This window comes from Negativibacillus massiliensis (assembly GCF_900148495.1).
Lineage (GTDB): Bacteria > Bacillota > Clostridia > Oscillospirales > Ruminococcaceae > Negativibacillus > Negativibacillus massiliensis.
This window is the reverse complement of record NZ_FTRU01000007.1, coordinates 17,904-37,330: the sequence shown is the minus strand read 5'-3', so window position 1 is coordinate 37,330 and position 19,427 is coordinate 17,904. Positions and strand designations below refer to the sequence as shown.

At 44.5% G+C, this 19,427-nt stretch carries 17 protein-coding genes; 8 read left to right on the top strand and 9 right to left on the bottom strand.

The genetic code is table 11. The annotated features are described in order from the left end of the window. Positions 1 to 25: 25 nt before the first annotated feature. From gyrA to dnaA, 9 genes are all read right to left on the bottom strand, one after another. Positions 26 to 2,605, bottom strand: a complete 2,580-nt coding sequence (gene gyrA, locus BQ5375_RS02890) for a DNA gyrase subunit A (RefSeq protein WP_022131463.1) — start codon at positions 2,603 to 2,605, stop codon at positions 26 to 28. 48 nt (positions 2,606 to 2,653) lie between these two features. After that, on the bottom strand, positions 2,654 to 3,265 hold the full coding sequence (locus BQ5375_RS02885; RefSeq protein WP_022131464.1) for a YcxB family protein: 612 nt from the start codon (positions 3,263 to 3,265) through the stop codon (positions 2,654 to 2,656). 32 nt (positions 3,266 to 3,297) lie between these two features. Next, a complete protein-coding gene (locus tag BQ5375_RS02880) occupies positions 3,298 to 3,876 on the bottom strand; it encodes a hypothetical protein (protein ID WP_022131465.1) in 579 nt (192 codons plus the stop codon). 10 nt (positions 3,877 to 3,886) lie between these two features. Then, positions 3,887 to 5,857, bottom strand: coding sequence for a DNA topoisomerase (ATP-hydrolyzing) subunit B (gyrB, locus tag BQ5375_RS02875; RefSeq protein ID WP_407937708.1), 1,971 nt, complete (start codon positions 5,855 to 5,857; stop codon positions 3,887 to 3,889). A gap of 325 nt (positions 5,858 to 6,182) precedes the next feature. Beyond that, positions 6,183 to 6,464 (bottom strand): extracellular matrix regulator RemB, encoded by a 282-nt coding sequence (remB, locus tag BQ5375_RS02870; protein ID WP_022131467.1) that lies wholly within the window; start codon positions 6,462 to 6,464, stop codon positions 6,183 to 6,185. Positions 6,465 to 6,481: 17 nt separating this feature from the next. Next, positions 6,482 to 7,618 carry a DNA replication/repair protein RecF gene (gene recF, locus BQ5375_RS02865; protein ID WP_022131468.1) on the bottom strand — a complete coding sequence of 379 codons (1,137 nt, stop codon included), beginning with the start codon at positions 7,616 to 7,618 and terminating at the stop codon, positions 6,482 to 6,484. A 17-nt stretch (positions 7,619 to 7,635) separates the two neighbouring features. Continuing rightward, positions 7,636 to 7,857 carry an RNA-binding S4 domain-containing protein gene (locus tag BQ5375_RS02860; RefSeq protein WP_022131469.1) on the bottom strand — a complete coding sequence of 74 codons (222 nt, stop codon included), beginning with the start codon at positions 7,855 to 7,857 and terminating at the stop codon, positions 7,636 to 7,638. Beyond that, the gene (gene dnaN / locus BQ5375_RS02855) at positions 7,850 to 8,956 is read right to left on the bottom strand and encodes a DNA polymerase III subunit beta (RefSeq protein ID WP_022131470.1); all 1,107 of its coding nucleotides are present in this window, start codon (positions 8,954 to 8,956) and stop codon (positions 7,850 to 7,852) included. The genes BQ5375_RS02860 and dnaN overlap by 8 nt, the downstream gene beginning before the upstream one ends. A gap of 709 nt (positions 8,957 to 9,665) precedes the next feature. Further along, complete coding sequence (gene dnaA / locus BQ5375_RS02850; RefSeq protein WP_022131471.1) at positions 9,666 to 11,057, bottom strand: chromosomal replication initiator protein DnaA; 1,392 nt, start codon at positions 11,055 to 11,057, stop codon at positions 9,666 to 9,668. Positions 11,058 to 11,654: 597 nt separating this feature from the next. On the opposite strand from dnaA, the gene rpmH reads away from it, so the two are divergent. From rpmH to mnmG, 8 genes are all read left to right on the top strand, one after another. Beyond that, a complete protein-coding gene (rpmH, locus tag BQ5375_RS02845; protein ID WP_022131472.1) occupies positions 11,655 to 11,789 on the top strand; it encodes a 50S ribosomal protein L34 in 135 nt (44 codons plus the stop codon). Between the two features lie 194 nt (positions 11,790 to 11,983). Beyond that, complete coding sequence (rnpA, locus tag BQ5375_RS02840) at positions 11,984 to 12,382, top strand: ribonuclease P protein component (RefSeq protein ID WP_022131473.1); 399 nt, start codon at positions 11,984 to 11,986, stop codon at positions 12,380 to 12,382. A gap of 85 nt (positions 12,383 to 12,467) precedes the next feature. Continuing rightward, positions 12,468 to 12,698, top strand: coding sequence for a membrane protein insertion efficiency factor YidD (yidD, locus tag BQ5375_RS02835; RefSeq protein ID WP_022131474.1), 231 nt, complete (start codon positions 12,468 to 12,470; stop codon positions 12,696 to 12,698). Between the two features lie 163 nt (positions 12,699 to 12,861). Beyond that, positions 12,862 to 13,902 (top strand): YidC/Oxa1 family membrane protein insertase, encoded by a 1,041-nt coding sequence (locus BQ5375_RS02830; RefSeq protein WP_022131475.1) that lies wholly within the window; start codon positions 12,862 to 12,864, stop codon positions 13,900 to 13,902. 39 nt (positions 13,903 to 13,941) lie between these two features. Beyond that, positions 13,942 to 14,877 (top strand): RNA-binding cell elongation regulator Jag/EloR, encoded by a 936-nt coding sequence (gene jag / locus BQ5375_RS02825; RefSeq protein WP_022131476.1) that lies wholly within the window; start codon positions 13,942 to 13,944, stop codon positions 14,875 to 14,877. Between the two features lie 335 nt (positions 14,878 to 15,212). Next, positions 15,213 to 15,869, top strand: coding sequence for a GNAT family N-acetyltransferase (locus BQ5375_RS02820; protein WP_022131477.1), 657 nt, complete (start codon positions 15,213 to 15,215; stop codon positions 15,867 to 15,869). A 172-nt stretch (positions 15,870 to 16,041) separates the two neighbouring features. Next, complete coding sequence (gene mnmE / locus BQ5375_RS02815) at positions 16,042 to 17,421, top strand: tRNA uridine-5-carboxymethylaminomethyl(34) synthesis GTPase MnmE (RefSeq protein ID WP_022131478.1); 1,380 nt, start codon at positions 16,042 to 16,044, stop codon at positions 17,419 to 17,421. A gap of 55 nt (positions 17,422 to 17,476) precedes the next feature. Beyond that, a complete protein-coding gene (gene mnmG / locus BQ5375_RS02810; protein ID WP_022131479.1) occupies positions 17,477 to 19,357 on the top strand; it encodes a tRNA uridine-5-carboxymethylaminomethyl(34) synthesis enzyme MnmG in 1,881 nt (626 codons plus the stop codon). The last annotated feature ends 70 nt before the right edge of the window (positions 19,358 to 19,427 follow it).

The window sequence follows — 19,427 nt, the reverse complement described above, 5'->3', positions numbered from 1 at the left end:
TTTCCACAGGAATTAGGAATTACCATTACTCTTCTTCCTGCATTGCTGCATCCAGAAGGCGGGAAATCTGTTCCTGTTCCTTTTCAGGATCTGGCTGAGGCAGATCGGCTGTCTCTACGGTTTCATCAGTCTGTGCAGACAGTTCATTCTCTGAAGAAGAATCACCATCCTGTTCCGATTCTTCTTCTTTTTCAACCGCTGCGATACCGATAATGCTGGTCTCTTCGTCCACACGCATTACCTTAACACCGCCTGCATAACGGGACTGTTTGGAAATCTGGTCTACTGGAATACGAATGATAATAGCGCTGTCAGTGATAAGAATAATATCGTTTTCACTGTCGACCTTTTCAAATCCGGCCACCGGTCCATTCTTGTCGCAGTAGTAGTTTCGCAGACCTTTACCGCCTCTGGTCTGGATTCGGTATTCCGAAACATCGGTTCTTCTTCCCAAACCGGACTGAGAAACGGTGAGGATATCTTTTCCTTCTTCTGCAACAACCATACCAACAACCTGATCGCCTTCATCCAACGCAATTGCTTTTACACCGCGGGCAGTTCTTCCCATCGAACGTGCATCCTCTTCGTTAAAGCGGATACTCATACCGTTTCTGGTTGCCAGAATCAGGTCATCGCTGCCGTTTGTAATCTTAACCCATGCAAGCTCGTCGCCTTCATCCAAGTTAATCGCAATCAAGCCGCTCTTGCGGACATTGATATAGGCATTATATTCGGTACGTTTGATGATACCGTTGCGGGTAACCATGACATAGTATTTATTTTCGGCTGCAATATCAGATGTTTTGATGACGCAGGTAATCTTTTCATTCTGCTCCAACGGCAGGATATTGACCACATTGGTTCCTCTGGAAGTGCGGGAACCTTCCGGAATCTCATATCCCTTAATGCGGTAAACCTTACCTTTGTTGGTAAAGAACATCAGATAATCGTGAGTCGAGCAGGTGTAGATATCGCTGACGAAGTCCTCGTCGCGGCGGGTCATGCCGCTGATACCTCTTCCACCACGTCGCTGGGTTTTGTAAACATCCAGAGGCTGACGTTTGAGATATCCAAAGCGGGTGAGGGTAACCACACAGGATTCTTCCGGAATCAAATCTTCGATATCCACTTCACCCTCAATGGTAGCCAGCTCGGTTCTTCTTGGATCGTTAAATTTCTCTTTGATCTCCAGAAGTTCTTCCTTGACGATTGCGCGAATCTTCTGTTCATCTGCCAGAATTGCATTGTATTCTGCAATTTTTGCATGCAGTTCATCCACTTCTGTCTGGATCTTTTCACGTTCCAGACCAGCCAGACGTCCCAGAGGCATCTGTACGATTGCCTGAGCCTGAACATCGTCCAATCCAAAACGTTCCATCAAGGCTGCTTTACCTTCCTGAACGGTATAATGAGAACGAATAATCGAGATAACTTCATCGATATAATCCAGTGCAGTCAGCAAACCTTCGAGGATATGAGCGCGCTCTTTTGCTTTTTTGAGATCAAAAATGGTTCTGCGGGTGATGATCTCTTCCTGGAACTTGATGTACTCTTCCAGCATCTGTTTTAAGCTGAGTGTTTTTGGCTCACCCTTTACCAGAGCCAGCATGGTAACACCCACTGTATCCTGAAGCTGGGTGAAAGAATACAGCTGATTGAGCACGATCTGTGCATTGGCATCACGTTTGAGCTCAATGACAATTTTCATACCTTTACGGCTGGATTCATCGCGAATATTGCTGATTTGGTCAACCTTCTTTTCCTTGACCAGATCTGCAATGCGCTCAATCAGTCTTGCTTTATTGACCATATAAGGAATTTCGGTAACGATAATTCTCTCACGGCCATTTTTATGCTGTTCGATGTGGGTCTTTGCACGGAGGATGATCTTTCCTCGTCCGGTCGCATAAGCTGCGCGGATACCCGAACGGCCCATAATGATACCGCCGGTAGGGAAGTCTGGTCCTTTGATATGTTCCATCAGCTGATCCAATCCTGCATTTGGATTATCCAGCAAACAGCAAGCACCATCAATGACTTCACCCAGATTATGAGGCGGGATATTGGTTGCCATACCAACTGCGATACCTGTTGAACCGTTCACCAAAAGGTTTGGGAAACGGCTTGGCAAAACGACCGGTTCCTGAAGACGGTCATCGTAGTTTGGCATGAAGTCAACGGTTTCCTTATCAATGTCAGTGAGCATCCGCATCGAGATTTTGCTCATCTTTGACTCGGTGTATCGGTAAGCAGCCGGAGGGTCTCCATCCACCGAACCGAAGTTTCCGTGTCCATGAACCAGCGGATAGCGCAGGGAGAAGTCCTGTGCCATACGAACCAGCGCATCATAAACGGATGCGTCACCATGTGGATGGTACTGACCCAACACGTTACCAACCGTATCCGCACACTTACGGAACGGTTTCTCCGGATATAGTCCATTTCCATACATGGTATAGAGGATACGTCTGTGAACCGGCTTTAATCCGTCACGCACATCCGGCAGAGCTCGTGCCGCAATAACCGACATCGAGTAGTCCAGATACGCATCCTTCATCTCACTTGCGATATCTTTTAAGATCAGGTTTTCACCCGATGTATTCATTCTTTCTCATTCCTTTCCTGAATGCCGTTCGGCCTGTGAAAGTGAGGCTTATTTCTTGGAAATATTCTGATATTTATCCCCGATTTTCTCTTTCATCAGGGCAGCAAACTGCTCAGCCTGGCCCTCTTCCAGAACATTTTTCGGGATAATGTAAACATGATTTCCTTGATAAATCAAAGAAAAGCTGTGTTTAAATTCGTACAAGGTCGCAATTTCCGAATAGGAAACGGTTTTTTCATTGAGCTGGAGTACATCTTCTCCCAGAATGACATTCTGTTTGCCTTCTGCTTCAAACTCTTTTGCAATCTCTTTGTTGAATTTCTGGATCTTTTTCTTGAGCATATACGACATTGCACCCAAAAGCACCACAAAAATCAGTGCAATTCCACTTCTGGTGTAGGCAAACCAAGCCACCTGCATCAAAAACAGCACTGCAATGACCAAAAACAGCTTTCTTGCTTTCAGATTGGTTCCATCTGCTTTATCAGTAGCCTCCAGACCCTCAAAAATATCGTCATATTTTGCATCGAAGGAGATCTTGAAGCCGTCCAATGTTTCACGGGAAACATTTTCTGTCGATTCAGCAGTCATTTCCGGTTCTTTCTGCTGTTCTTCTGGTTTTTCTTCGGTATCAACCGTCAAATTTTCCTGATTATCCACTTAAAAACACCTCTTTTTATCCTGTCGGACTCTTATTTTTGAAGGGATTTAATCTGTTCTTGTATTACAGGATCAGCCTGTTCCAGTGTATTTTTCGGGAAGATCATCCGTTTTCCGCCCTTAATCTGTATAATCAGAGTGTCTTCCAGATCTTCCACACCCAAAACATCCTCCATCAGGACCGAATTGCGATGTTTTCCATCCAGAAAACACACGATCTTATCCGGCTCGAAAGCATATTCCATTGGAGAAAGCAGGCTTGGATCTTTTTTCAGTTCTTTGCTGACCGAGCGTTTGAGCGCAACCGGGAACATGACAAAATGATAAAACAGGTTGAAAAGCTGATAAACAATCATCAGGATTCCTGCTACCAGATAAATATCTGCCATGCTGCCTTCCATGGAAGCTCCTTTGAACAGCGCAATCGCGCCTAATACAAAGAAGAAAATCGCCCAGAAGATTGCTCTTTTACGAGCTTTTTTGATCTGATCCCGTGAATGGGTCATTGCGTAATTGATGTAGTGCTTTGGTTCCAGCGTTACTGTCATGCGATGTTCAAAGTCGGTGACAGAGCGCTTTTCCTTGATTGGCTGTGTTTTTTCTTTTTTCATAACGTTTCCCCTAGATATCGAGGTTGTTTACATATTTTGCGTTCTGCTCGATGAATTCTCTTCTTGGTGCAACCTTGTCGCCCATCAGAATGGTAAAAATTTCATCTGCCTGCTCAGCGTCTTCCATCGTTACCTGAATCATAGTTCGATGTTCCGGATCCATGGTAGTTTCCCACAGCTGTTCGGCATCCATCTCACCAAGACCTTTGTATCGCTGGATATCCACTTTACCGCCGTCTGCGGTCATTTCTGCGATGATCTGATCTCTTTCCGGGTCAGAATAAGCATAGCGCACCTTCTTGCCGCGATAGATCTTAAACAGCGGTGGCTGTGCAAGATAGATATGTCCTTCTTCAATCAGTGGACGCATAAAGCGGAAGAAGAAGGTCAGCAGCAGAGTACGGATATGAGAACCGTCGACATCGGCATCGGCCATGATGATAACCTTGCCATAGCGCAGCTTTTCGAGATTAATCTCGTCGCCGATACCGCATCCCAGTGCGGTGATAACCGGCAGAAGCTTTTCGTTGGTATAAACTTTATCCAGACGCGCACGTTCAACGTTGAGCATCTTACCCCAAAGAGGGAGAATCGCCTGGAACGAGCTGTCACGGCCCTGTTTTGCAGAACCACCCGCAGAGTCACCCTCTACGATGTAGATTTCGGTGCGGACATTATCGTGATCGGAACAGTCTGCCAGTTTACCAGGCAGGCTCACGCCTTCCAGAGCCGACTTTCTTTCACGGGTACGGTCTCTTGCAAGTCTTGCTGCTTCACGTGCCTGAGCTGCTGTGAGGGTTTTCTCCATGATCAGTTTGGCTACTGCCGGGTTTTCCTCGAAGTAGGTGCTCAGTTTATCGTAGGTGATGCGGTAGGTGAGGGTACGGATCTCGGTATTTCCCAGCTTGGTTTTGGTCTGGCCTTCAAACTGAGCTTCCTCAAGCTTAACCGAAATAATCGCTGTCAAGCCCTCCAGCACGTCCTCTACGGTGAATTTGTCGCTTTCCTTCTTAAACACCCCTGTTTTCTTTGCATAGTCGTTAAACGCCTTTACAAGAGCGGTACGGAAACCGATCTCATGGGTACCACCGTCTGCGGTATGAATGTTGTTTGCAAAGGAGAGGATGGTGGTGTTGTAGCTGTCGTTATACTGAAGCGCAACTTCCACGGTGGAACGCTCTCCGTCTCCGGAATAATAGATTACATCCGGATGCAGGACATCCCAGATATTCTTTTTCTTTTCGTGAATGAAGTTTACAAAGCTGCGGATTCCGCCTTCATAGTGCAGCACTTCGCTTACCGGCTCTTCTCCGCGTTCATCGGTGAAGGTAATATTGACGCCGCCATTTAAGAAGGCCTGCTCGCGCAGACGCTTTAACAGAACCTCATAATCGTAATGTGTGGTTTCGGTAAAGATTTCTGGATCTGCCTTAAACGCAACCTGTGTGCCGCGTTCGGTGGTCGGCTCTACCTTTTTCAGATCACAAACAGCTTTACCATGTTCAAAGCGCTGATAATAACGGTACTGACCGTCACAGACTTCAACTTCCAGCCATTCAGACAAAGCGTTTACAACCGAAGCACCAACACCGTGCAGACCGCCGGAGACCTTGTATCCGCCGCCACCGAATTTACCGCCTGCATGCAGAACGGTAAAGACAACTGTTACAGCCGGAATGCCCAGCTTTGGCTGAATGCCAACTGGAATGCCTCGTCCGTTATCCTTAACACGGACAATATCTCCCGGCAGAAGGTCGACCAGAATCTTGGTACAGTTTCCTGCCAGAACCTCATCGATCGAGTTGTCCACGATCTCATAGACCAGATGATGAAGACCCTGTGGGCCGGTGGAACCGATATACATACCAGGACGCTTACGTACTGCGTCCAGACCTTCCAGAACCTGAATATTACTTGCGTCGTAATTTTCAATCATCTCCGGATTTTTTTCTGGTGTATTTTCCAAAGTGATTCCCTCCATCGTTTATTTGCTGAACGTCGTGCTTTTCCTGCAACATAAAAAAAGCCGGCTGCTTTTCACCCTTCCTGGACCTTCCAAAGTCTAATGTTCAGAAGTAAAAAGCATGCACGACAAACCCAGGATTTTTCTTTTTTAATGCCCTTTTATTATACCATAAAAAGGCTTTTATGTAAAATATTTTTATTGAATTCTTATCTTCTAAATAGCATTTTTTTCAAAGGTTTTGTTTCTTTGATTTTCGTTTGTAATATTTTGTCTTTTTAAGGGATTTGAGCACATAAAAAAGCACCCATTTTCAGGGTGCTTTTTTAAATAATACCAGAAACTAGGCAAGACCCAGTTTATCCACATAGCCGCTTCTTTTTTTCAAGGTAGCACAGGATATCTGAGAAATATAAACCGTAACAACCTTTTCTTCTTTTTCTCCTTCACTGCACACAATAAATGATTTTGGCAGTTCAGAAGAAACGTTGATGACCCGGTGTTTTTTCTCCTGATCTGTTAAATATTCCTTGGTGATTTTAGAAACCGAAGTGTTCTCGATATCAAAAATACCGACAATATCCCGGCTGCGCACCACGACATCCTGTCCCAAATGTAAATACACGTGGTTTCCTCCCCGCTCTAATAAGTCTGTGTATCCATCAGCTCTCCTGACTGGATCAGAAAACGTTTTCCCGATTTTAAGCCTCGGAAGCTGTCTTCATCGCAGCAAGTTACAAAAACCTGCTGGTTTTCCAGATGATTGAGCAAATAATCTCTCCTGCCGGCATCCAGTTCACTCATAACATCGTCCAGCAAAACAACCGGCGTTTCGCTGGTAACTTCCTCCACCATACCGCACTCTGCCATTTTCAACGCAAGCACACCGCTTCTCTGCTGCCCCTGGGAGCCGTATAGACGCATTGGCATATCGTTGACCAGAATTTCCAAATCGTCTCTGTGCGGGCCGCACAGGGTCGATCCACGCTCGATATCTGCCTTGCGGGTACTCTGCAATTCTCTGAGAAAGAACTCCCGCAGATCCTCTCTGGTGCGGTCCTGTGGATTTTCTAATCCACACTGATAAAAAACATCCAGCTTTTCCTTGCCGGAAGAGATACCGTCGTACACCTCAATCGTTTTTGGTCGGATTCGGCTGACATATCTCGCCCTGCAGAAAGCAACCGCTGCCGCAGCTCTGGCAAGATGTTCCTCCCAGACATCCATGGTGTCGATCAGTTGAGGAAAACGCATAACATCTTTGAGCAGCGTGTTGCGCTGCAGCAAAATTCTCTGATATTCATGGAGGTAATGCTCATAACGGGGAAGAATCTGAGAAATCGCTGTATCCAGAAACTTCCGGCGAAAGGCAGGACCTTCCCGGATCAAAGAAAGATGGGAAGGGGAGAACACTACTGCATAAAACTGTCCTGACAGTTCAGAAGTGCTTTCCAATGTGATCCCATTGAGCTCAATGTGTTTTAATTTCCGATCTGGAGAAACATTTTCTGACGAAAACAGTTCGATAGACGCACACTGTTCCCGCATTGTGCTGGAAAAGGTAATGCTGCTTTTGCAGGAAGTTTCTCCAAAGCGAATCATTTCCTTATCCTTTGCGCCCCGAAAGCTTTTTGCTCCGGTAAACATCCAGATTGCCTCGGTCAGATTGGTCTTTCCCTGCGCATTCTCGCCGTGAATAATATTGACACCTGCATCCGCTTTGAGCCTGAGTGAGCGGATATTGCGAAAATTCGTCAATTCAATACTCTCAAGCTTCATTCGAATGCCCTCCCAAACTAACCTTCTACCGCCTCAAAGCAGCGATTCAGCGCTTCTACCGTATCTCCCGGACGGATTTTTTTGCCGCGCATGGTACATACTTCTCCATTTACCTTTACTTTGCCTTCCAGTACCAGTTCCTTTGCCTGACCGCCGGTATCAGTCAGACCTGCAAATTTCAAAAAGGAATCCAGCTTAATAAATTCTGTTGTAATTACAACTTTTTCTGCATTAGTCATCGTTTTTCACCCTCACTGGCAATACCAGGAAGAGGAAGCTGTCCCCTTCCATCGGAATCATTCTCATTGGAGACAACGCACCGTTGATCTCCAGTTTTACCATATCACAGTCAGATGCCTTGAGTGCATCCAGAAGATATTTGTTATTAAATCCCATGCTGACTGCTTCTCCCGAAACCTCGCAATCCACCTCATCATGTGCCTTACCCATTGCAGTGGAACAGCTCAGCTGTACCTTGTTTTCTGTTACAACCAGACGGATTGGGCTTCTCAGACGGTCGGAGATCAACAGAGAAGTACGTTCTACCGAATCAGTCAGGCTGCGGGTATTGATTTTAACGGTGGTTTTGCTGATCTTTGGAATAGCTGCATTATAGTCGAGGAAATCTCCTTCCAGCAGTCGGGAAACCACATAATATCCGCTGATATGGAACACAATATGTTTCTGGGAAACTACAAGGTATGCCTCCTCATCCTCTTCCCGAAGCAGTTTGGAAATCTCGGACAATGTTTTTCCCGGAACAATAAATTTGGTATTCAAATCCGAAACAATCGCTTCTCTGCGCAGTGCAAGACGGTAACCATCTACTGATACCAAAGTAACACAGGAATCCTTGATATCAAACAGGGAACCGGTATGAACCGGTTTGGAGTCGGTGGTTGCAATAGCAAATAAAGTCTGGTCAATCATGGATTTTAAAGTTCCCTGTTTCATAACCAGATCCGATTTTTCTTCTACATTTGGCAGCTCTGGATATTCGTCTGCTAAAATGCCTGGAATGGTAAACTCCGAAGCTCCTCCCCGGATGGTTGCCAAATTCTTTTCATCCGAAACAATCGATACGGTTTCACCCGGAATTCTTCGGATAATATCCAGCAGCAGTTTTGCAGAAAGCACCAATTCGCCCTGCTGTTCTGTTTTTGCTTCGATTGTTGTGACAATTCCAAGTTCCAGATCATATCCGGTTAATTGGAGCTGACCTTCCTGCGCCTTTAATAAAATACCTTCCAGTGCTGGAATAGGGGACTTAGCGCAAACAGCACGAGAAACATTGGAAACAGCTTCTACCAGCAAATCCTTCTGGCAAATAAATTTCATAGCAATCTCCTCCTTGAATCTAGGGAAAGCAGGAAAAAACAGGCCGCTTTGTTTGCGACCTTTTTTCTTGCAAAATAATCTGTTTTTGTCATTATACCATACCTCAAAAAAAAGAAAAAGCCCTGACAACGGGCTTTTTCTTTTTATATCCCTATATCTTGTATGTGACACAAATACAATTTTGTGGTTCTTCTTTCACCAATCCGAAAAAATGTTCCGATCTGCTTTTTCTGCCTCATTAACGCTTGTTGTTTGGGAAAACAAATTCCCCCACACATAAGTACAATTCCATTTTTCTCTTTTTAATTCTTCACACAGTAAAATCATTCTATAAAAGAGAAAAGATAGAAGAAATAAATTTAGTAGTAGTAGTAGAGACTGTGGATTTGTGAAAAGGAAAGAAAAATGCGCAGAATAAGCCACTTTTTCATAAAAAGCAATTGAGAAAAACACGTGTTGCTTTTTGTGAAAAAGTGAAAAATAAAAACTTTAACGGGAAATTAGTTGAAAAGTCCGTTGAAAGTGTTTAAAATTAGTGGAGCTTTTCGGGGATAAGTTGGAGAAGAAAAAATGGTGAAAAATCAATGTGAATTTGGTTGATTGTGGAATGTGAAAAACTCTTTTTTATGTTTATAAAAGAGCAATGGAATAACTGGAAAAAGGACAGTTTCCACAAGATAGTGAGAGGATAAAGATGTTAGTATAGAATTTAAGCATCCCGGATATTTTTAATAATATCCTCTACGGTTTCCTTGTATTTTGTATCCTGTTTCATGTTTTTTACCACCTGTCCGGTTGCATAAACAACGGTAGAATGGTCACGTCCGCCAAATTCATTTCCGATAGCGGCCATGGACATCTGCGTGATCTCACGGATAACATACATGGCAATCTGTCTTGCATTGGAAATCTGGGAAGAACGTTTGGAAGAACGGATATCTTCTGAGCTGACCCCGAAAGTACGGCCGACTTCAGAAATGATTCGTTCTACTGTAACAGGAATTGGCTGATTGTCGGTCAGAATTTCCCGGATAGCACTCTGTGCAAGCAGAATGGATGGCGGGGTTTGAGCCAATTTGTTATAAGCATTCAGCTTCTTTACAACGCCCTCGAGCTGTCGAATGTTATTTTTTACATGGTTTGCAATGTATTCTTCTACAATGCTTGGAATCTCCAAGTCCAGAAGTTCTGCTTTTCTTTTAATGATCGCAATTCTGGTTTCAAAATCCGGTGGCTGAATATCTGCAATCAGGCCCCATTCGAATCGGGTGCGCAGACGTTCTTCCAGGGTTTTAATTTCCTTTGGAGGACGGTCGGAGGTTAAAACAATCTGTTTTCCTGCCTGATACAGGGTATTAAAGGTATGGAAGAATTCTTCCTGGGTACTTTCTTTTCCTCCAATAAACTGAATGTCATCTACCAAGAGGACATCTGCCTGGCGATATTTGTCATGAAATTCTTTGGTGGATTCAGCACCAATGGCAGCAATTAATTCATTGGTAAATTCTTCGCCTTTTACATAGATTACATTGGTTTTCGGGCGGCTTTCTTTGATTTCTCCAGCAATAGCATACAAAAGGTGGGTTTTTCCAAGGCCGGATCCGCCATAAATAAACAGAGGATTATATGCGTTGGCAGGGTTTTGTGCAACAGCACGGCAGGCAGCCTGTGCAAATTTATTGGAGCTGCCAACAATAAAGGTGGAGAAGGTATATTCATATTCTCCACCCTGACTGTTCATATCAATCTCTTCCTGACTGTAAGAAGGAAGAACAGGGGAGGGGGAAGAGGTCTGGATGGAAGCTGGAGAAATCTCCTTTTTGTCTCCTTTTTCAGAAGTTTCACAGAGGATTTCGATTTTAACAGGAAAACCAACAACAGCTTCAAAGGCTTTTGTGAGAAGATCCAGATATTTTTCCTCTACAATCTTTTTCATGAATTCGGCTTTAATATATAAAACAGCAGTATTGCCGTCAAAGCTAACTGGTTCCAGACTCTTGATCCAGAGCTGATATGCAAGTTCAGAAAGTTCTTTTGAGTCGATTACATATTGCCTGGTGTAATCTTTCACCATCTGAAACAATTCTTTAAACGATTCCATATTTTACAATTCCCTTCTTTTGACAATGCGCAATTATCTTTTTCCTGAGATTTCAAGATCTGCCCGAACAGGAAAAAAGACAGTAAAACCCCCGCTTACAGGTCCTTTAAATGGGAAAAAAGCAGGGGGTGTATATTTATGCAACGCTGTTTAACAGTTCCTCACATTAGTTCACAGGAAATTCCACGCAGATTAAACAAGAAATTTGATAAAGAAAAAGCGAGTGGAAAAACTTTGGAGGAAAATGTGGAGAGACTGTGGAAATAAAATTTTCAACGCTTTTTACACATAATATTTTAACACAGGGCAAAACAGATTTTCAAGAGCTTTTAACACTTTTTAACGGGTAATGATGTACAGATTAATGAGAAAAAAATTGGAATTTTTTATGTTCTTTTCCGTCAAAAGAAGAATTTCGTTTCTAAGAAGAAAAGAAAGGCATGGTCTATTTGTATAAAAGGAATGGGATTTTAAAAAGTTTTCTGATATAATACAGAAAATAAAAGGCGTAATCATGGGAGATTCTATTGACTTTTTTCAGGTTTTTGTCTATAATTTTACTCTGTAAGGTTTCGCCTTGAAGGGAGGTTAGAAAAAATGGTAAGAACATATCAGCCAAAGAAGCTCCAGAGAAAGAAAGAGCATGGTTTCAGAAAGAGAATGGCTACTAAAAACGGCCGCAAAGTTCTCGCACGCAGAAGAGCAAAAGGCAGAAAACAGCTGACATATTAATTTCCTGTTAGACAGCTTTTTCTCACTGTCCATTTTAATATCCAGCGCGGTTCCTTTTCGCGGGGAATACCGGGAGGAAACAGGGAATAGGCTCTGTTTATTCTGCCTTCCATGTTTCATTCCAGAATAAGCAGGCCACTTATCCCGATAAGTGGTCTTTCTTTTTATCTATTTGAGGATGGGGGACATGAGCTATGAATCAAAAAACAACCTTAAAGCTCAATAAAGAATTTAAGCGCCTTTATTTTAAAGGAAAAAGTGCTGTCCATCCGCTGATTGTCACCTATGCGAGCAAAAACCGTCTGGGACGAAACCGGATTGGAATCACGGTTACCAAAAAAGTTGGAAAAGCCGTTTGCAGGAATCGCTGTAAACGCATTATTCGCGCTGCGTTTTATCAGATCGACCCGATGATTGAACAGGGATGGGACTTTGTTTTTGTTGCAAGAGCAAAGACCCCACAAGTAAAGTCCACACAGCTGATGCCGGTTTTAAAAAAACAGATTTTGAGCCTTACATCTCCGGACAGCCAGAAAAGGGAACCGAATGGAAAAAAGCAGCCAGTAAAAACAAAAAAAGACGGGAAGAACTAAATCCTTTTTGTGATATGGAGTTTTCGATGGAAACGGACAAGTCCGGTATGCAAAAAGATAAAGGTTTTTTAGAAGAAGGTAGAAAATGAAATATTTCATGCTGATGCTGATTCGATTTTATCAAAAAGTCATTTCTCCATGCTTCCCGCCGCGGTGTCGCTTTTATCCGACCTGCTCGGCCTACGCTTTTACCGCAATTGAGCGGTTTGGAGCGATCAGAGGAGGTTATCTTGCGCTGCGCCGCATTTTAAAGTGCCACCCGTTTCATCCGGGAGGCTATGATCCGGTACCCGAAAAACTGGATCGAGACAGATAACACCACCGCTCTGCTGCAAAAGTGGCAGACACTACCAGAAATGTTTCGGTCGGGTACCTTTGACAATTGAATAGAGCATGACCCACTGCACAGAAGGTGCGGGCGTAAGGCGCAGCATTTTTGCCAGAATTTGAGGGGCAAAAATGCGGAATGGAGGTTTTCAATGTATATTCTTGGTTATCCGCTTGGTTTAATCATGCGGCTGCTTTACAACATTCTGCACAGTTATGGATGGTCGCTGATCATTTTCACCCTGCTTGTAAAGCTTGTTATGGTTCCGCTTTCAATCAAGCAGCAGAAATCTTCTGCAAAGATGGCTGCAATCCAGCCTCAGATGCAGGAAATTCAGAAAATGTATGCTAAAAATCAGCAGAAGATGAATGAAGAGCTGCAGAAGCTTTATCAGCGTGAGAACTACAATCCGGCAGGTGGATGCTTGCCGATGCTTATTACCTTTTTGGTTCTGTTCGGTCTGATTGATGTAATCTACAAACCGATGACCCACATTCTTGGCATGAGCAGCGATTTGATTGCACAGGCTCAGGGAATTATGGAAGGACTGGGTGTTGCATTCAGCCACTATTCCCCACAGACCAGTATCATTACTTCGGTACAGGCAAATCCAGAAGCATATTCGGCGTTAGGCCAGGATTTTATCAATGCAGTTCAGTCGTTTGACTTAAACTTCCTGGGTATTAACCTGGGTGAAACACCGTCCTTGGCTCTGAACATCATGGTTCTGATTCCAATTCTTTCCGGTGTGACAGCATTCCTGTCCTCTTGGATTGCAATGAAAAACAGCCCTACTCCAATGGAAGGCCCTGGAGCAGGTACCATGAAGACCATGATGCTGATTTCTCCATTGATGTCCCTGTACATTGCGTTCCAGGTTCCAGCTGGTGTTGGTATCTACTGGATTATTTCCAACCTCTTGATGCTGCTTCAGTCTGTTGTCCTCAACAAGTTCTATAATCCAAAGGAAATGGCTGCAAAGGCAAGACAGGAAGCGGAAGAACGCAGAGAAAAAGAGCGTCAGGAGCGCATCGAAGCAAAGAAGAAAGCGCGCGACGGAGACGCAGAAGCAAAAGCAAAAGCAAAATCTCAGAAAGAAATCAATCGTCAGAAACTGGCACAGGCAAGAAAGCAGGATGCCGAAAAATACGGTGACGTTTATACTGAAGTTACCGATGACGATTTGGAATAATGTTGCGATTTTTCACTGATTATCAGAGGAGGTGTCAGTTTGAAAGAAATCATTACAACAGGAAAAACAGTTGAACTGGCAATCGAAGAAGCATGTCAGCAGATGAATGTTTCCCGAGAAAAGGTAGAATTCGAAATTATTGATCTGCCGAAAAAAGCACTGTTCGGACTGAAAACCTATCCGGCAAAGGTTCGGGTATTTGTAAAAGAAGAGGATAAAGAGGCAATTGCTGTTGAGTATGTAACCTCTATCCTCAAGGCAATGGGTGTGCAGGACTTCACCGCAGAGGCAAACAAGGATGGCGACAACCTCAACATTACCCTCAAAGGCGATGATTTGGGCTTTGTTATTGGACGCCGCGGCGAAACTATCGATGCAATCCAGTATCTTGCAAGCCTTGCAATCAATCGAATCGATGGCGACTATATGCGTATTACCATCGACAGCGGCAACTTCCGTGAAAAACGCGAAAAAACTCTGGAATCTCTGGCAAAAAGACTGGCACGCAACGTGGTTAAAACCGGCCGCAGCGTAACACTTGAGCCAATGAATCCATATGAAAGAAGAATCATCCATGCAACAGTTTCTACTGTTGAGGGTGCAACCTCTTCTTCTATCGGCGAAGAGCCAAACCGCCGTGTTGTGATCAGCTCTACCAATCCGGTAAAGAAATACAACAACTATAAAGGCAAGAAGAAACCATATAACAAAGGCGGTTATCGTCCAAATGGCCGCAGACCACAGGGCGAAGGACGCGGCAATGCAGAAGGTCAGGAAAAGAAACCTTATGTTTTCCGCAATAAGGAGGACGGCGAAAATCGCAGACGTGCTCCAAGACAGAATAACGAGTTTAGAGAGCGCAAATTCGAGGAAAGAAACGAATCAAACGCAGCTCCAAGAACCGAAGTTCCACGCAGCACACCACCGCGTGAAGCAGAGGACAAACCATTATATGCAAAGATTGATCTGGAATAAAGATTAACTTAAAAAACTCCCGGCTTTTGCCGGGAGTTTTTTATTGTAAAAAGTTTTTTAAGGGTATGAAGAATCAAAAAAGCCTTTGTTAAGGAAAATAAGATGCCTGAGAAAATAAGAGTATGAACGAGAAATAAAGAGAAAACGTGAGATTGACCATATAAGGACAAGGGTAAAAAGAAAAAGGCAATCAAAAGAAGCGAAATTTTCGGAAAGGCAGAGTTTGAGAAAAACAGCCAGCTCAGGTTATAATAAAGACACCCGGGGACAACAAAATAAAAGCTGCAGCACAACGTACAATCAATCTTTTTTACGATTCAAAGGTGAGTGAAATCATGGACACCGATCTATTATATCGGGTTACCAGAGAAGATGAGGCAAAACTGATTGCACTGCTTACAGAGTGCTTTACCAATGACCCGCTGTATCAGGAATTGATACCGGATGAGGAAAAACGAGAAAAATTGTTGCCGGAATTGTTCCGTTGTGACCTGGACGAAATGTTTGAAGACTGCGAAATTTATGCCAATAACGAAAATCTGGAAGCAATTGTCGTGGTATCGGACGAAACCAAGCCGTATAACCCATTTAAGTATTTTGCAGATCAACTGTACAGCGTCATTAAAACCAATGCATGTTTGATACGTGATGACCCATCATTGGAAACCTTCTTTAACTTCTTAAGAGGAAGAGACTATCTTAACAGTAGTTGGACAGAAGAACTGGACGAAAACCGACTGCATATCATTTATCTGGCAGTTCGTCCATCCTGTCAGGGACGCGGACTTGCAAAATATCTGATGAATACCGTTCTGGATTACGCAGATCAGAGAAATCTTCTGGTCAGCCTGGAAACGCACAACCCAAAGAACGTGGCAATGTATCATCGATTTGGATTTAAACTGTATGATACCATTGACCACTATCCGGATCTGCTTCAGTATTGTCTGGTCAGGGAAGCGAAAAACAACCAAACAAACAAAGCAGCATAATATTGAGCGTGCCGAGTTCTCGGCACGCTTTTTCTTTTTGGAAACAACAGGAAAATGCGCAAAAACAAGCCATTTTTGGATATGGTATACTTTGCAGAAAGCAGTTTTTTTGTTATAATAAAGATATCTATGGAAAGAAACAGGAAGAGATTTTGAGAAAGGAAGAATTACGATGAACGGTACTTTTTCCGGAGATACCATTGCGGCGATTTCTACGCCGGTGGCGGCAGGCGGTATCGGAATGGTGCGCATGTCCGGCCCTCAGGCGTTTGAGATAGCGGATCAGATTTTTGTATCCGTTTCCCATAAAACCGTTTCTGAAACAGGCGGATACCATGGTCTGTTTGGACGGCTGCATGATGAACAGGGAGAAATTGATGAAGCGGTTGTGTTCGTATACCGCACACCGCGCAGCTATACAGGAGAAGATGTGGTAGAAATCTGCTGTCATGGCGGAATCTATCTGGTACAAAGGACCTTGCGTGCCTGCATCTCGGCAGGAGCAAGACCAGCTCAGGCAGGAGAATTTACCCGCAGAGCATTTTTAAACGGAAAGATGAGCCTGACTCAGGCGGAAGCAGTGGTCGATCTGATTGCCTCTCAGGGCCAGCAGAGCGCACAGGCTGCATTGAGCGCCAAAGATGGTGCAGTCTTTCAGAAGATCCATCGTGTTGTGGACAAGATGCTGGGAGTATCAGCAGCACTGGCAGCGTGGATTGACTATCCGGACGAGGATATTGACGAGGTATCCGGCGAGAACTTAAATCAAAGTGTCATGGATATCTGCGATTCGCTCCACACCATTTTAAAGGAATATGATACCGGTAGGGTTTTGAGGGAAGGTGTCAGCACTGTTATTGTCGGCAGACCAAATGTCGGAAAGTCGACTTTGATGAACCTGCTTTCCGGAGAACAGAAAAGTATCGTGACCCAGATTCCGGGAACCACGAGAGATATCGTGGAAGATACCATCCGCTTGGGAGATGTTGTGCTGCATCTGGCAGATACTGCTGGTCTGCGCGATACCGACGATCCAGTGGAAAAGATGGGTGTTGAGCTTGCGAGAAAGAGACTCAACAGTAGTTATCTGGTACTTGCAGTTTTTGACAGCTCGGAAGAATTGTCCGCCGAGGATTTGGAACTGATTGAAAAGATCAAAGATCGTCCGGTTGTTGCAGTAATCAATAAAACAGACCTGGAAAGAAAGATCGACGTGGAAACGATTCGGGAAAAGATCCCACACATTGCTGAACTTTCTGCCAGTGCAGGAGAAGGAGTGCAGGCTCTGGAACGAGAGGTGCGGGAGCTTTTGCAGCTGTCCAGTCTGGATTCTTCTTCTGGAATTATTGCAAACGAGCGTCAGCGTGCCTGCGTAGAACAGGCAACCAAGACAATGGATGAAGCAAGACAGGCTCTGGAAGTTGGAGAGACGTTGGATGCAGTAAATGTCTGCATCGATTCAGCGATTGACAGTCTGCTGGAACTGACTGGAGAAAGAGCTTCGGAAGCGGTAATCAATCAGGTATTTGAACGCTTCTGTGTCGGAAAATAGTGGAAAATTAGCCAAGGTTTTCCGTATGGGAAAACCTCTGGAAAGGAATGATAGAATGGAATACAAAATGGGGGACTATGAGGTTGCGGTAATTGGTGCCGGACATGCCGGAATCGAAGCAGCTCTTGCAGCGGCAAGGCTGGGTGCAAAAACAGCAATCTTTACCATGTCTCTCGATGCAATTGGAAATATGCCGTGTAACCCATCCATCGGCGGTACAGCAAAGGGACATCTTGTCCGCGAAATTGATGCACTGGGCGGCGAGATGGGAAAAGCGGCAGATGCGACCTTTTTGCAGAGCAGAATGCTCAATCGGGGAAAAGGTCCGGCGGTTCACAGCCTGAGGGTTCAGTCAGACCGCGATGAGTATCACAAGGAGATGAAGCACCGACTTGAGCTTCAGGATGGTCTGGACATCATTCAGGCAGAAATCTGCGATATCCGTACAGATGAAAATGGCGCGCTAAAAGAGCTGGTTACCAAGCTTGGTGCGGTATATGAGGTAAAGACAGCCATTATCTGTTCGGGAACCTTCCTGCATGGAAGAATTTATGTTGGAGATGTTTCCTATGAAAGTGGTCCGGATGGACTGCATGCAGCGATTGGGCTAAGCGAAGCTTTGGAGCGGCTGGGAATCCATCTCAGACGTTTTAAAACAGGAACACCGGCACGAGTCAGACGGGACAGCATCGATTACAGCAAGCTGGAAGTACAGGCAGGCGATGAACCGATCATTCCATTTTCCTTTGAAACACCAAGGGAAGGATTAAAAAATCAGGTGGTCTGCCACATTGCTTACACCAATGAAAAAACACATCAGATCATTCGGGACAACATCCACCGCTCTCCATTATACGGCGGTATGATCGAAGGAGTGGGTCCTCGTTATTGTCCAAGTATCGAGGACAAGGTAATGCGTTTTTCGGAAAAACCGAGACATCAGTCCTTTGTGGAACCAGTAGGACTGCACACCGAAGAGATGTATTTGCAGGGATTATCGTCCTCTCTGCCGGAAGATGTACAGGTTCAGATCTATCGTTCGATTGTTGGATTTGAAAATGTAAAGATCATGCGAAACGCCTATGCGATCGAATATGATTGTATCGATCCGCTGGACTTGAAAGCTTCTCTGGAATTTTTAAAGGCAGAAGGTTTGTATGGTGCCGGACAGTTTAACGGAACATCCGGATACGAAGAAGCAGCGGCACAGGGATTGATCGCCGGAATCAATGCGGCAAGAAAGGTACAGGGAAAAGAACCAGTGATTCTGGATCGTGCATCCAGCTATATTGGAACCCTGATTGATGACCTGGTTACCAAGGGCTGTTCTGATCCTTACCGCATGATGACCAGCCGTTCGGAATATCGTTTGCTGCTGCGTCAGGATAATGCGGATCAGAGATTGACTCCGATCGGGCATGAGATTGGTTTAATCAGTGAAGAACGCTGGCAGCATTACCTGCACAAACAGGAACTGATCGAGCAGGAAAGAAAGAGAATCGAAAAACTTACCTTTGGTCCGTCCAAAGAGCTCAACGAGATGCTCGAAAGCAGAGGAACCGCTCCAATGGAAACAGGTGCGCATGCATCGGATTTGATTCGACGTCCGCAGGTAAGCTATAAAGATCTGGAGCCGTTTGATACAGAACGTCCGCATCTGCCGGATGAAGTGACCGAGCAGGTGGAAATTCAGATCAAGTATGAGGGTTATATCCAGAAACAGCTGATTCAGGTAGAGCAGATGCGCAGACTGGAAACCAGAAAAATACCGGAAGACATCAACTATGAAGAGGTAAGGGGACTGCGTCTGGAAGCAATCGAAAAGCTCCAGCGAATTCGTCCGCACAGTATCGGACAGGCATCCCGTATTTCCGGTGTCAGCCCGGCCGATATTTCGGTTCTGTTGATCTATATGGAAAGCTGTAAGGAAAAGTAAAATAAAAAAGTTTCACATGAAACATTTTGTCGCGGCGGACGGAAAAACAGCGTTTGCCGCAGGAAGGACA

Excerpts from the sequence above, each read along its gene's own strand:
- recF (WP_022131468.1), bottom strand. The coding sequence starts at position 7,618 with ATGAAGCTTGAGAGTATTGAATTGACGAATTTTCGCAATATCCGCTCA.
- rpmH (WP_022131472.1), top strand. The coding sequence starts at position 11,655 with ATGGTAAGAACATATCAGCCAAAGAAGCTCCAGAGAAAGAAAGAGCAT.
- BQ5375_RS02880 (WP_022131465.1), bottom strand. The coding sequence starts at position 3,876 with ATGAAAAAAGAAAAAACACAGCCAATCAAGGAAAAGCGCTCTGTCACC.
- dnaA (WP_022131471.1), bottom strand. The coding sequence starts at position 11,057 with ATGGAATCGTTTAAAGAATTGTTTCAGATGGTGAAAGATTACACCAGG.
- gyrB (WP_407937708.1), bottom strand. The coding sequence starts at position 5,857 with ATGGAGGGAATCACTTTGGAAAATACACCAGAAAAAAATCCGGAGATG.
- BQ5375_RS02860 (WP_022131469.1), bottom strand. The coding sequence starts at position 7,857 with ATGACTAATGCAGAAAAAGTTGTAATTACAACAGAATTTATTAAGCTG.
- mnmE (WP_022131478.1), top strand. The coding sequence starts at position 16,042 with ATGAACGGTACTTTTTCCGGAGATACCATTGCGGCGATTTCTACGCCG.
- gyrA (WP_022131463.1), bottom strand. The coding sequence starts at position 2,605 with ATGAATACATCGGGTGAAAACCTGATCTTAAAAGATATCGCAAGTGAG.
- rnpA (WP_022131473.1), top strand. The coding sequence starts at position 11,984 with ATGAATCAAAAAACAACCTTAAAGCTCAATAAAGAATTTAAGCGCCTT.
- BQ5375_RS02820 (WP_022131477.1), top strand. The coding sequence starts at position 15,213 with ATGGACACCGATCTATTATATCGGGTTACCAGAGAAGATGAGGCAAAA.
- mnmG (WP_022131479.1), top strand. The coding sequence starts at position 17,477 with ATGGAATACAAAATGGGGGACTATGAGGTTGCGGTAATTGGTGCCGGA.
- yidD (WP_022131474.1), top strand. The coding sequence starts at position 12,468 with ATGAAATATTTCATGCTGATGCTGATTCGATTTTATCAAAAAGTCATT.
- BQ5375_RS02830 (WP_022131475.1), top strand. The coding sequence starts at position 12,862 with ATGTATATTCTTGGTTATCCGCTTGGTTTAATCATGCGGCTGCTTTAC.
- dnaN (WP_022131470.1), bottom strand. The coding sequence starts at position 8,956 with ATGAAATTTATTTGCCAGAAGGATTTGCTGGTAGAAGCTGTTTCCAAT.